General features: G+C 61.5%; 13 protein-coding genes. 5 read left to right on the top strand and 8 right to left on the bottom strand.

Annotated features, from left to right (window positions below):
- Positions 1-7: 7 nt before the first annotated feature.
- On the bottom strand, positions 8-325 hold the full coding sequence (gene flhD / locus FH08_RS0104490; RefSeq protein WP_031357172.1) for a flagellar transcriptional regulator FlhD: 318 nt from the start codon (positions 323-325) through the stop codon (positions 8-10).
- Between the two features lie 676 nt (positions 326-1,001).
- On the bottom strand, positions 1,002-2,075 hold the full coding sequence (locus tag FH08_RS0104485) for a purine-nucleoside phosphorylase (protein WP_031357171.1): 1,074 nt from the start codon (positions 2,073-2,075) through the stop codon (positions 1,002-1,004).
- A 316-nt stretch (positions 2,076-2,391) separates the two neighbouring features.
- On the opposite strand from FH08_RS0104485, the gene FH08_RS0104480 reads away from it, so the two are divergent.
- The gene (locus FH08_RS0104480; RefSeq protein WP_031357170.1) at positions 2,392-2,772 is read left to right on the top strand and encodes a hypothetical protein; all 381 of its coding nucleotides are present in this window, start codon (positions 2,392-2,394) and stop codon (positions 2,770-2,772) included.
- Here the strand turns inward: FH08_RS0104480 and FH08_RS0104475 are convergent.
- Positions 2,697-5,303 (bottom strand): mechanosensitive ion channel family protein, encoded by a 2,607-nt coding sequence (locus FH08_RS0104475; RefSeq protein ID WP_051887755.1) that lies wholly within the window; start codon positions 5,301-5,303, stop codon positions 2,697-2,699. The two genes, FH08_RS0104480 and FH08_RS0104475, sit on opposite strands and share 76 nt — an antisense overlap.
- Positions 5,304-5,492: 189 nt before the next feature.
- Here FH08_RS0104475 and FH08_RS0104470 point away from each other — a divergent pair, with 189 nt between their 5' ends.
- A complete protein-coding gene (locus FH08_RS0104470; RefSeq protein WP_031357168.1) occupies positions 5,493-5,783 on the top strand; it encodes a hypothetical protein in 291 nt (96 codons plus the stop codon).
- 78 nt (positions 5,784-5,861) lie between these two features.
- Here FH08_RS0104470 and FH08_RS0104465 read toward each other — a convergent pair whose 3' ends face one another.
- Positions 5,862-6,782, bottom strand: a complete 921-nt coding sequence (locus FH08_RS0104465) for a cation diffusion facilitator family transporter (protein WP_031357167.1) — start codon at positions 6,780-6,782, stop codon at positions 5,862-5,864.
- Between the two features lie 79 nt (positions 6,783-6,861).
- Positions 6,862-7,926, bottom strand: coding sequence for a selenide, water dikinase SelD (selD, locus tag FH08_RS0104460; protein ID WP_031357166.1), 1,065 nt, complete (start codon positions 7,924-7,926; stop codon positions 6,862-6,864).
- Between the two features lie 217 nt (positions 7,927-8,143).
- Between selD and FH08_RS0104455 the strand changes: the two genes are divergently transcribed.
- A complete protein-coding gene (locus tag FH08_RS0104455) occupies positions 8,144-8,563 on the top strand; it encodes a BspC domain-containing protein (RefSeq protein WP_031357165.1) in 420 nt (139 codons plus the stop codon).
- 318 nt (positions 8,564-8,881) lie between these two features.
- Positions 8,882-9,118 (top strand): hypothetical protein, encoded by a 237-nt coding sequence (locus FH08_RS0104445; protein WP_031357164.1) that lies wholly within the window; start codon positions 8,882-8,884, stop codon positions 9,116-9,118.
- Positions 9,119-9,215: 97 nt separating this feature from the next.
- On the opposite strand, the gene FH08_RS0104440 is transcribed toward FH08_RS0104445, so the two are convergent.
- Together FH08_RS0104440 and FH08_RS51635 are read right to left on the bottom strand one after the other, a co-directional pair.
- A complete protein-coding gene (locus FH08_RS0104440; protein ID WP_035565327.1) occupies positions 9,216-10,223 on the bottom strand; it encodes an AraC family transcriptional regulator in 1,008 nt (335 codons plus the stop codon).
- An 81-nt stretch (positions 10,224-10,304) separates the two neighbouring features.
- Positions 10,305-10,490: a hypothetical protein gene (locus tag FH08_RS51635; RefSeq protein ID WP_152602728.1), complete on the bottom strand. Its 186-nt coding sequence runs from the start codon at positions 10,488-10,490 to the stop codon at positions 10,305-10,307.
- Between the two features lie 107 nt (positions 10,491-10,597).
- Between FH08_RS51635 and FH08_RS0104430 the strand changes: the two genes are divergently transcribed.
- On the top strand, positions 10,598-11,644 hold the full coding sequence (locus FH08_RS0104430; protein ID WP_031357162.1) for an aldo/keto reductase: 1,047 nt from the start codon (positions 10,598-10,600) through the stop codon (positions 11,642-11,644).
- A gap of 8 nt (positions 11,645-11,652) precedes the next feature.
- Here FH08_RS0104430 and FH08_RS0104425 read toward each other — a convergent pair.
- On the bottom strand, positions 11,653-12,216 hold a 564-nt coding region (locus FH08_RS0104425; RefSeq protein WP_326928919.1), incomplete at its 5' end, for a GNAT family N-acetyltransferase.

Here is a 12,216-nt window from a genome sequence, read left to right as displayed (position 1 = left end):
CCCGTGCTTAGAGAAACTGTTCTGCTGGCTGGCCGGCCAGCAAGATGGCTGCGTGCGTCGGCGCAATATCCGCATGCTTCGCGGGCGACGTCAGGGCGGCCAGCATGGTGTGATCGTTGAAACGGAAAAAACACAGCAACTGGTCAGAAGCCGCCAGCTTGACAACCTGTGCGAGCGTCAGCCCGGACAGAAGGTCGGCGAGTTCCTTAGACAAACCCAGTCGAAACATCCCGATGGCACGGTCATCACGCAGCATGCGCTGCGCGAGCATGATGTACGACAGGTTGATTTCTCGAATCGAGTCAAGCGTTTCGCGACCGTTCATGATTTTCCCGCGTTCGATATAAACCCCGAGTACCCTGCCGGCATTTTTTGCCAGCTATCTTTTTTGCCTAGCCAAACGTTTGTTCTGTCGGGCTACGTTTAAACTTTGTTTCAGTGAGTTACATCTTGTAACAACACTGTGAAACGGATTGTAAGTACCACGCAGCGGGAAATCAAGAACATCTCAATAATAAATTTCCATAAAACAACAAAGAGAAACGGTAATTTTTTCCTAAACTTGTAACAGGAAAGTGTGACCGGTTTTTGACGGCTATTTTGCAGCGAAATGGAAAGCGCGAATTGACAGAGGGTTTGCTTGACGATTGATTTTGTTAGGGAAAAAACGGATGAGGCGGATAGCCGGTTGACACACCCGATGAATTAACCAGATTGCGAGGAATGGCGAAGTTGTAACAGCCTTTCAGTGGGGCCGCGGGAATGCGGCGAAGGAAAACCCTTGGATAAAAACTGTCGACCGGCTTTCAATTTCGATGCAGAAAATTTGACTGAGAGAGGTCAGAATGACTGCCGAACTGAATATGTCGCACGGAGTTGTAACAAGGTCTGCGGAGACTATGGGAACACGCGGATCGATAGAAAGGCTTTCTTCCGTGGCCCCACTCGTCCCCGTTGAGCGCTCAAGCGGAAGACGGGCGGTGAGCCACGGGGTTGAACCGCTAGTGTTGCGGTACGCCGTCGCGCCATTCAGCCCAGTGCGTTGCAATTTCTTGCACCAGCGGATTACCCGCCCGATACAAATTATCGATAGCCGGCGCGAAACCGCCCTGCGCGGCGTAATTGAGGAGATTGTCGGAGGCTGATTGCCCGTCATAGGGCCGATCAAAATCCGAGCCCGAACGCACCGCCGCCACCCGGTTCAAATCCACGCGATGCACGCTCGCCGCACGCGACAACGCCTCGTAAGTCGCGTTGTCCTCCTGCTGCGTCGTGCAATACACGCCCTTGCCGTCAGTCACGAGCTTCGTCCAGTCACGCGCCCGTTCGCCGATGTATTTCCCCGACCACCACGTATCGCCCGCCAGCGTGTCGCACTGGATCACCTTCGGCGGCCGGTTCGCCGGCGCATAGCTGAACTTGGCGCGCGCGGCCTGGGCTTCGGGGCTATCGGAGAGCACTACGTTCTTCGACAACGCATAAGCCGCATCGGCCAGATCCGGATTCAGCCGGAACACCTCGGTCTTGTAATCGAGCGGGGGTTTCTCGGCCGGGCCTTTCGTATTGATGCCGATATAACCGCTCGGCCAGCTATCCGGTTTTTCGCGCGCATCGAGTTCCCATTGAATCCCGAAGTCGACGAGATATTTTGCCCATGCAGCGGACCCGATCGTGCCTTGCATCGGGTCGATGCCCGCGATCCCCGCGATCATGAAATAGGTACGGCGCAGATCGAATTTATCGGAGAACGTGAGCGCCATCAGCGAAGCGGCCGCATTCGCATGCCCCATGCCGGTGGTCATCACGCAGATCTCCTGCCGGTTGCAATTCACGACGGGATAATCCGGAGAGAGTCCGGCCACGTGAATGGCCTTCCAGGGACCGAGCTTGTCGAGCCAGACCTGGCCCTCAGGGCCGAACATGGAGATGATCATGACCTTCACGGGCTGGCCGTGGCCGTTGCCATTGTCGCTACTGGCGCTATCCGAACCCTGCGCAAACGTTGGCTCACACGCGCTGAACAAAAGCGCAGCCGCCGCGGCTGTCAGGCTCAGTGCAGGGATTCGGGTGACGATACGGGGGCGGCTGCGGGTAGAACGAAGAAGCAGGTCGAGCGAAGAACGGAGGATCGATTTCATCTGGGCGGCACCGTAAGTGGAAGGAGAACGCGAGGTGAAACACACAAAAGGATGCGGGACTGGATCACGCGCCCGTCGGGTCAGCGCCCTCAGTACCACCTGCCGGACCCTCCTGCGTTGAGCGCATTATAGAAGGGCAAAGAGCGCGGTTGTAAGGATCATAAAATGTTCCTGTAACGGCCATCAAGCATGAGTCTTGCTGGTTCGCTTTCTCTCTCGCTCGTTGTCGAGTCCACTTGTCTGCAAGGCGCTCATGCCCGACACCGCCGCTTCACGAATGATCGATGCATTTCACGCCAGCCATGTCGAAGACCGCCAGCACGTCGAGATGTGGCTCGAGGCGACCGGCGACTGCGCCGTCGCGCTCGAGGCCTTGTGGTCCGAGGGGGAACATCACAGGGGACATGCACGCGCGGCCATGGACCGGCTCGTCACGCTAGCGGATCGGCACGGGGTGATGCTTTCACTCGTGCCACGGCCGCTCACGCAGAAAGGAGAAGGCCCCGCTGCGCCTTCCATCGATCGCGCCGCGCCCGACAGCGCCGCGCTCGAAGCATTTTATGCCCGGCTGGGCTTCGAACGTTCCGGCGGCAAGTTCGAAGGCTCGCCCGTGATGGTGCGCTCGCCGCGTTGATCGGCATTGGCGTTCATGTTGGCATCTACAACGTTGGTACCGGCATGCGCATCGTTTGAAGAACCGTCCCGTTGATCTCCCTTCAACGATGCAGCCAGCTCATCCCCGTCGTCGCCCTTCACGATCACAAAACTGCGCTGCGGATTCGCTATCTCGATGCCGCGCTCCGTGAAGCGGTCCACAATGCGCCGGTTGAACTCGCGCTGCACGCCCCAGCGTGCGCTATCGCGGCATTGGATCTGGCCGGCCAGCGTGACGCTCGAACCATCGACCGCGTCCACGCCCCACAGGCTGAAGTCGGAGAGGATGCCGTCCTTGAACGCATCGTCTTCACGCAGCGACGCCCCGATCTCCTTGAGCGTACCCGATGCCAGGTCCACGTCCTGTCCGAGCGCAATGCTCACGCGTACCGCGGCATTGCCAATGCCGCGATTCGTGTTGTTCACCGTCGATACCGAACTGAACGGGACGGTAAAGAGCGAGCCGTCGCTGCCCCGCAAACGCACGGTGCGGATCGACAGGTACTCGACCGTCCCCGACACCCCCGCGAGCGTGACCGAGTCGCCCACTTGCATCGCATTTTCCATCAACAGGAAGATGCCGGTGATCAGATCCTGTACGAGCTTTTGCGACCCGAAACCCAGTGCTACGCCGAAGATGCTCGCACTCGCGAGCAACGGCCCGGTGTTCACGCCGATCTCGCTTAATCCTGTCAATACGACGACCAGTGCGATCACGATAAAGAGCGCGCTGCGCATCATTGGCAGCAGCGTTTGAAGACGTGCGGCCCGCAAGCGGTCGCCACTCGCGGTCCACGTTTCCAGCCGTTGCTCGACCATCACGTTCGCGCCTTCCCACACGATCACGGCGAACGCGGCGGCGACCCCGATCGTGATCAGCGCGGAGGCAAGCCGATGACCCACGCCGCCCGACGAGAACAGTGACACGAAGTGAAGTCCCCAGACCTGCAGCAACGTCAGCAACGTGACCACGATGATCGCCGTCTGCACCACACGCCGCAGCAGCGGGTAATAGCGGTACGCGTGGCGGTGCACGATCGACTTGTCCGACAGGTCGTTTTCTCCGCCCACGGTATGAAAGAGCCGTCCGAGCGCACCGAACGCGACAATGGCGACCACGCGCGCCGCCACCAGCACGAGCACCGAGATGCCGAACAGATGAAACAGCGTGCGATACCCGTTGTGGACATCGAGCGCCCAGACGAACCACAGCGCCAGCACGAAAAACACGGCGAGCCCGGCCCAGACATCGGCGACCCAATTACCCAGCAGTACGAACGACTGGCGCCCCTTGAAGCTCTCGCGAATCCAGGCGGCAACCGGCACGCGGCATTTGAGGATCACGACCGCGATCAGCACATGCACGACCAGCGCGATCGCCTTGAGGATCGCGTCGTGAGCAGTGTCGGTCATGCCCAGCGGCTCCGCGGCCTCGGCGAGCGCCGAGCCCGCTCCCGCCACGCACACGATGCGCACGAGCCAGTCGTGCGCGAAGCGCGCGGCATCGTCGCTGATCTGGATCAGGCGCAGGCCCGGCGCGCGAGGCGCGATGAAGAAACCGCTCGCGATCACAAGGCCGCGGCAGACTAGGTACACGTCGATCAACGCGGCGACGGAACGGCCCTGCGGCGTGCTGTCGTCGATGAAAATGGACATCAGCACGGCCGTGGAGATCACAAACACGACCAACGGCAGCAACGCGAGCAAGCTGTGAAGGACGGCGCTTGGCAGCCGTTGCAACAGCGTCCAGTGACGTGCTGCATGGCGCACGCCACGAGCGGTATCGGTCTTGCGTTCAGCAACCTCGATAGCTGCCTCGTTGCCCGAGCGCTCGGCCACGGCTTCGGCGTGCACCGCTGCCTGCTCTTGTTTCGCGAGCTCCGGCTGGGCTGCATCCACGTCCACGATCCCGCGCGCCGCAATCCGCGCGCGCAGCCGGCGCAGCCATCGTGAGCTCAGGTATTCCAGCAGCAGTGCGGGCAACAACGTAATCGAGATCGTCCAGATCACCTGCCCGATCAGCTCGCGGCCGCTGGTGGTTGCGGCGCGCTGGTGCCACCACCGCATAACGGAGCCATAGTCGAGCAGCGCCGTAACGGAACGGCGCAGGTCGCTGCTGAGCTCCATGATCCAGGAACCCGCTTCATGCGAAATCTGCGATGCGAGCCCGTTACTCGTGAGGGACTTCGCCAGCACGCTCGCCGCGCCTGATGCGCCGCTGGCAGCCGACGCGGTCGCCGCCGAGCTGCCTGAGGCGGCTTGCACGGGCGTGGCGAGCGCTCCGGCGGCCGCGACGGCCCGCAGCGTGTCCTCGATCTGGCTTCGCCGTGCGGGGTCGTTGAGGACCGTCAGCGCGGCGCGCGCCTGGTCGGGGGTCAGCGTGATGGTTGCTGCATCAGGGGCTGGCCTCGCCGGGGCGGCGGCCGTATTCGCGGCGGATGCGAGCGGGCTATTCAAGACGCCCAGGGCGCTCAGGACAAAAAGAAGGATGACGAGAACAATTTTGCGCATAGGCGAGGATGAGGAACTCGGTTACGGAAAACCGCCACGGATGCGCCCGGCCTGCAGCGCGATTGAACCTGCGGTCATCACTCTAAAGCTGGACAGACTGGCGAAGCTGGAATGGTTCGTGCATCAAACGTCTGATCAAAACTTCCGGATTCGGGCATGCATGTCCAAATTACGCGAACCATGCGACCCATGTGGTCCATACGAACGGTCCTTTGCGGCGCGGCCGTGTTGCTATCGGCGACCGGACTGCTGGCAGCACTTCTTGCGCCCGGGCGGGTTTGCGCCGCAGAGCGCGCCAACCTCGAGCGGGCCGCGAAGCCCATCGCGCCGTCGGCCGCCCGGGTGAGCAAGCAAGTGGACAGCGTTGCACCACCGGACGAAGGCACCACGCTGCTTCCCGCCAGCGGAGACACCCAGCTTCCCGCAACGCCCGATACACCGCGACCGCATTATGACCGGCCACCGGTTCATCTGCCGTGATGCCGGATTCTCCGCGACGTCATTTGAGTTTAATGGAACCTTGAGCGGATGCTTCACAGCGGCGACGCTGATTCACGCCTAAACGCGCGCCTCGGCCACGCGGGAAATATCGGGCTCGAAGAAGACCCAGCGCGCTTCGGGAAACGCGCGCTGCAGGTCTGCTTCGATCACGTTGATTGCATCGACCATGGCGCGGCCGCTGTCGTAGTCCACCATCTCCGCTTGCACGGCCACCACGATCTGCTTGCCCCACTGCAGCGTGATCAGGTTGATCACGCGAACAATTTCCGGGCGCGCGCGCAAGTGCGCATCGATAGCCCGGCGCACTTCCGGACTCGCCGATTCCCCGACGATCATCGACTTCACCTCGCGGGCGACCAGGTACGCGATCACCATGAGCAGCACGCCGACGCCGATCGAACCCGCAGCATCGTAGACGGAATTGCCGGTGATCATGGTCATCAGCACGGCGCAAAACGCGATGGCAAGACCGGCCAGCGCAGCGACATCTTCGCCGGTGACCACGATCAGTTCAGACTCGCGCGTCTCACGAAACCATCGCCAGAGGGACTTGTTTCCCGACGTCTTGCGGATCTCGCGCAACGCGCCGGCGAGAGAAAACGACTCGAGCACCACCGATATCCCCAGCACGACGAGCGCGACAATCGGGTTGCTGACCACTTCATGCCGGGCAATCCGATGCACGCCCTCATACACCGAAAAGGCGCCGCCGACAAAGAACAGCAGCAGCGCGACGAGCATGGAATAGAAGTAGATCTCGCGACCCGAGCCGAGCGGGTGCAACACGTCGGCGGGCGCCTGGGAACGCTTGAGTCCGAACAGCAGCAGGAGCTGATTGCCGCAATCGGCGGTGGAGTGGATAGCTTCGGCAAACATGGAGCCGGAACCGGTGAACGCAGCCGCGCCGAACTTGCAGACGGCGATGCCAAAGTTGGCTGCGAGCGCGTAGAAAATGGCTTTCGGCGATTCTTCTTTCATCGTGCTCCTGGCAGACGTGGGTCAGGGACGCATTGGCGCATTGGGTGGGGGACGCTCTCGGGAATCAGCTACACGCGCGCTAAACGACTTCCACGCGGCTCGCTCCATCGATCATTTCTCCGATCACGGCCGCCTGATTGAAGCCGTCCGCGCGGAAGATGGCGAGCACTTCGTCAGCCGCTTCGGGCGCGCACGACACCAGCAACCCGCCCGATGTCTGCGGGTCGGTGAGCAGGTTTCGGGCCACATCGTGCAATGACGACGCCAGCGTAATATCCTGCCCGTATGCGGTCCAGTTGCGGCCCGATGCCCCGGTGACCACGCCCGCTTTCGCGAACGCCTCGACGCCGGGCAGCCATGGCAAGTCGGCGTATCGCAGGCGTGCCGTGAGGCCGGCGCCACGGCTCAGTTCCAGCGTGTGGCCCAACAAGCCGAAGCCGGTTACGTCGGTGAGCGCGTGCACGGCGTCGAGTGCGGCCAGATCCGCGCCCGGGCGGTTCAGCTTGGTCGTGGCGGCGATCATCGCGGCGTAGCCGGCGGCATCGAGTTGATCCTTCTTGAGCGCCGCCGACAACACGCCCACGCCGAGCGGTTTGCCGAGGATCAGCACGTCGCCGGGACGAGCCGAGGCGTTACGCTTCACGCGCTTCGGATGCACGATACCGATTGCCGCCAAGCCATAGATAGGCTCGACGGAATCAATGGAATGGCCGCCCGCGAGAGGGATGCCCGCTTCGGCGCAGACCGACTCGCCGCCCTTCAGCACGGCCGCGATCACCTCGTGCGGCAGCACGTTGATCGGCATGCCGACGAGCGCCAGCGCGAGGATCGGTTTGCCGCCCATGGCGTAGACATCGGAGAGCGCGTTGGTTGCCGCGATACGGCCGAAGTCGAACGGGTCATCGACGATCGGCATGAAGAAGTCGGTGGTGGCGACAATCGCCTGCTCGTCGTTCAAACGATAAACCGCCGCGTCGTCGGCGGTATCGTTGCCCACCAGCAAGTCGGGGAAGAACGGCAACGGCACGCTGCGTTTCAACAGGTCGGCGAGAACGCCCGGGGCGATCTTGCAGCCACAGCCGCCGCCGTGGGACAGGCTGGTCAGTCGGGGCGACGGGGTTGAAGTCAGCAAGATGTCAGTCATTCGCGGTTATCCGGCAAAGTGGCGTGTGACCGATATTATGGTGGTTGTCGCGACGGGACGTGGCGAAACGCGGTTCTACTTGCGATCCGGGTTGCACCAGGCGCAACCCGTGCAGATTTTCAAAAGCGCCATGCGAGGGTTCGCGCGGTACACTTCGCGTCACGGTTCGATGCCGTCTTTCAACGCTACTCATCAACCGCCCGGTGCTTTCTCTCGCATGAAATCTTTACCTCTTGTTGTCGGCTTGCTCCTCTGCGCCTCGTTGTATCAACTCAGTCATGCCCAGGAAACGCCCGAACCCTCGCTGGAAGACTACGCCTACCTGACCCGCATGCACGTCCCTGAACCGGTGATCCGCTGCGTGGCAGCGTTCGATCGATGGGTGGCAATGACGCCCAAGTACGACACGTTCATCGTCCCCGACCGGCGTGTACTGCATGCAACGATCGATAACGACACCACGATCTTCAGCGCGGGCAATCCCGTTCCCGTCGACCAGGTCATTGCCATGCGCGCTTTCGCAAAAGTCCGCGGAAAGTCGCAATGGACGCGCGTAGACAGCAGCTGCGGCGTGCGCGATGGCCGCGTGGTCGGTGTTTCCCTCACCCCAAATGTAAGGCCCCGGATCGTTCGGTAACAGCGCCGGCAGACCAATCCTTCGCTGCCTCTCTCGAATATTTCCAGCCACACTTTTCCTTACAAACGCAAACGGCTTGTCATTTATCTAATTGCTAAATTGATTTCACGGATTTCACTTGGAGAAACCGATGAAACGATTAGCGATTCTAGCCACGCTTGCAGTACTCCTCGGCAGCACCCTGGGTGGCTGCATCGTCGTGCCGGATGGCGGCGGATACCACCATCACGAAGACTACGGCCGCTACTAAGCCGCTACTAAGCCGCGGAACAAGCCCGAACACAAACTAACAAGCTAACAAGCGCGAAGGAAACCAACATGTTGACACTCAGAAAGAGCTTGGCAGTCGCATCGCTCGCGGTGGCGGCAGCAACGAGTCTCGGCTTCACGAACATCGCATCCGCCGACGACCACTTTCACCCCGGCTATGTTCATGTCGACAGCCGCGGCTGGCACGGCGACCGGTATTACGACGGACATCGCTACTGGGAACGGCGCGAGTGGGAGCGCCATCACGCACCGCGTTACGACGGCCCGCCGCATCGTTACTATTGATCCTTGATCGGCCTCACCCGCCAAGCGTTAAAAACGAAAAAGCCAGGGACTTCCCTGGCTTTTTCGCTTCCGGTCGCTTTGAAGCAATACGTCTCGATCATGCGCCTGCCGTCTCACGCCATTTGCGGGTATCGCGTAACGGCGGCGCACCGAACAGGCGACTGTACTCGCGGCTGAATTGCGATGCGCTCTCGTACCCCACGCGGTGCGCCGCTGTCGCTGCATCGGTCATGTCGATCAGCATCAGGCGGCGCGCTTCCTGAAGCCGCAGCTGCTTCTGGTATTGCAGCGGGCTCATCGCCGTGACGGCCTTGAAATGATGATGCAGCGACGAGACGCTCATATGCACGTCGCGGGCGATCGACTCCACGCGTAACGGCTGATCGAAGTGCTGGCGCAGCAGCATGATCGCCTTCGCAATGCGCTGCGTCTGGCTGTCCTGCAGCGCGATCTGGCGCAAGCGCGCGCCAGGACCGTTCATCAGCAACCGATACAGGATCTCGCGCTTGACCAGCGGCGCGAGAATGGGAATGTCCTCGGGTGTATCGAGCAGGCGCAGCAAGCGCAACACGGCATCCAGCAGCGACGTGCCGAGCCGGTTGACATAGAGGCCGCGCGAGGCGTCCGCGGGCGTTGACGGCGGCAGGCTTTCATCGCGAATCAATTTGGTGATTTCCTCGACATCGAGGTCAAGCCGCATGCCCAGATATGGGTTGTCCTCGGTCGCGCCCGTCACCTGCCCCATCACCGGCAAATCCACCGATGAAACCAGATAATGCATGGGGTCATACACATACAGTTCGTCCCCGACCATGATCCGCTTCGACCCTTGCGCGATCACGCCAAGCGCCGGCGTCTGGATGCCATGGCTCGGGCCGCCGCAATGCACGACGCGGTGCAGGAACAAACCGTGCACCGCCGTCTGGCAGGTGCCGGTGGTGTCTGCCGTAAAGCGGTCCAGTAATGCAACCAGATCGAGCCGGGCGTGATCGAGGCCCGGATCAAGCGGCGCTGATGCACCATTGGCGCCGGCGTTGAAAGCGTGGTCGTTGACAGCGTGATGCGAGGGATCGATGGCGGAATCCGCCGTCTCATTCAGGGCCATGATTCGCAGATAGTGAGTTTGCGCGGCTGCTGCCCGGGAATCGGCTGCAGTCTTGCAAGGATGGAGAAGGGTTGCCGTCAGTCAGATGCGGATCGAGATCAACCCGCGATCAGTCACACACCGCCGGCGAATGGCATCCAGCTTACTCGCGCCCGCGTGTTTTCGCCCAGCTTCGCCTAGCAATAAGCGCGGCGTTTGCAGGATCGGGCAATGATCCGACAGGATCAGGCTAGCCGGGCGAAGCGGCACAGGCAGATACTGCTTCATCGCGGCGTTGCTGAAACACCGAGCGGGCGTTCGGGCGTTCCGTCGCGAAGCGGCCGAAGGCGAAACCTGCCGGCCGCCAGTTCAGGATGAATTCTAAGGGACCCAGCATGCGTAACAGAAAATTCGGCAATACCGGCTTGTTCGTTTCGGAATTGTGCCTCGGCACCATGACCTTCGGCGAAGGCGGCATGTGGACCAACATTGGCGGCCTGAAACAGGCGGACGCGGACAACCTCGTCGGCCGCGCGCTGGATGCGGGCATCAATTTCATCGATACCGCCGACGTCTACGCCGACGGCACGTCGGAGATCATGACCGGCCAGGCGCTCAAGAACCTGAAGGTGCCTCGCGAAAACGTGGTGGTCGCCAGCAAGATCCACGGCGAAACCGGCACGAAAGGCATCAACTCGCGCGGCGCGTCGCGGTATCACATCATTGACGGCGTGAAGGCGAGTTTGAAACGCCTGCAACTCGATCACATCGATTTGTATCAGTTGCATGGCTTCGATACCGCCACGCCCATCGAAGAAGCGCTGCGTGCACTCGACAACCTCGTGCAGCACGGCCATGTGCGCTACATCGGTGTATCGAACTGGGCGGCGTGGCAGATCGCGAAGGCGCTTGGCATTTCGGAGCGGCTTGGCCTCGCGCGCTTCGAGTCGCTACAGGCGTATTACACGATTGCCGGGCGCGATCTCGAACGTGAAATTGTCCCGATGCTCAAGAGCGAAAACCTGGGCCTGATGGTCTGGAGTCCGCTTGCGGGCGGTTTGTTGAGCGGCAAATACAAGCGCGACGGTAGTTCAGCGGAGCAGGGGCGGCGCACCAATTTCCCGTTTCCACCGGTGAACATGGATCGCGCATTTGATTGCATCGACGCAATGACCCACATGGCCGAAGCCAAGGGCGTGACGGTTGCGCAAATCGCGCTGGCGTGGCTGCTGCACCAGAAAGTGGTGACGAGCGTGATTATCGGGGCAAAGCGGGTTGAGCAACTCGACGACAACATCGCCGCAACGCAAGTAAAGCTGAACGACGACGAACTCGCCGCACTCGATGAAGTCAGCCAGCTTGCTCAGGAATATCCGGGCTGGATGTTTGCGCGCCAGGGTGAGTACCGCTTGAAGCAGCTGCGGGAATCGAGCGGTAGCTAGGGGGTTGATCAGCCAACGATGGGTTGAAACGGCAAGGTCATGAGCACGGCCTCCTGATACTTGCCGTCTATTTTCAGCGCACGCGGTTCACGCGCGTATTCGACGAATCCCACCGAGCGATACAGCCGTTGCGCCGCTTCGTTATGCGGCGCAACCGTCAGTTGAACCTCTTCCACCACGGTGCGTGCGTGGCTCAGGACGGCTTGCACGAGGGCCAGCGCCATTCCTGTCCCGCGAGCGGCCGGGCGCACGTACATGCCCATCAACACGCCCTTGTGGCGCTGTTTCGCGCCCTGCGGCACTATCAGGCCGGCGACGCCCGCCGGCGCGTTTTCGTCGCCTAAAAATCCGCTGAACACCGTAGCACTCACGATCCGTTGCTCGAACCACGCGAGCGGCTGCTCCGCTTCGTCCTCCCAAGCAGACCCGAATCCATCGGGGTGCTGGGCGAGACCTTCGAGCCTGATATCGCGATACGCAGCGGCGTCGGCGGCGGTAAGACGGCGGATGGTGAATGGCGTGGGCATGAGGACCTTGAGCGGCGTACGGTGATTGCTACCGGAAAAGCGCCA

The organism is Caballeronia sordidicola, assembly GCF_000729995.1.
In the GTDB taxonomy this organism is placed as follows: Bacteria; Pseudomonadota; Gammaproteobacteria; order Burkholderiales; family Burkholderiaceae; genus Caballeronia; species Caballeronia sordidicola_A.
This window is presented reverse-complemented; position numbering and strand designations above follow the sequence as displayed.

Bases quoted from the DNA above. Each gene is read 5' to 3' on its own strand.
- flhD (WP_031357172.1), bottom strand. From the start codon at position 325: ATGAACGGTCGCGAAACGCTTGACTCGATTCGAGAAATCAACCTGTCG.
- FH08_RS0104480 (WP_031357170.1), top strand. From the start codon at position 2,392: ATGCCCGACACCGCCGCTTCACGAATGATCGATGCATTTCACGCCAGC.
- FH08_RS0104475 (WP_051887755.1), bottom strand. From the start codon at position 5,303: ATGCGCAAAATTGTTCTCGTCATCCTTCTTTTTGTCCTGAGCGCCCTG.
- FH08_RS0104470 (WP_031357168.1), top strand. From the start codon at position 5,493: ATGTGGTCCATACGAACGGTCCTTTGCGGCGCGGCCGTGTTGCTATCG.
- FH08_RS0104465 (WP_031357167.1), bottom strand. From the start codon at position 6,782: ATGAAAGAAGAATCGCCGAAAGCCATTTTCTACGCGCTCGCAGCCAAC.
- selD (WP_031357166.1), bottom strand. From the start codon at position 7,926: ATGACTGACATCTTGCTGACTTCAACCCCGTCGCCCCGACTGACCAGC.
- FH08_RS0104455 (WP_031357165.1), top strand. From the start codon at position 8,144: ATGAAATCTTTACCTCTTGTTGTCGGCTTGCTCCTCTGCGCCTCGTTG.
- FH08_RS0104445 (WP_031357164.1), top strand. From the start codon at position 8,882: ATGTTGACACTCAGAAAGAGCTTGGCAGTCGCATCGCTCGCGGTGGCG.
- FH08_RS0104440 (WP_035565327.1), bottom strand. From the start codon at position 10,223: ATGGCCCTGAATGAGACGGCGGATTCCGCCATCGATCCCTCGCATCAC.
- FH08_RS51635 (WP_152602728.1), bottom strand. From the start codon at position 10,490: ATGAAGCAGTATCTGCCTGTGCCGCTTCGCCCGGCTAGCCTGATCCTG.
- FH08_RS0104430 (WP_031357162.1), top strand. From the start codon at position 10,598: ATGCGTAACAGAAAATTCGGCAATACCGGCTTGTTCGTTTCGGAATTG.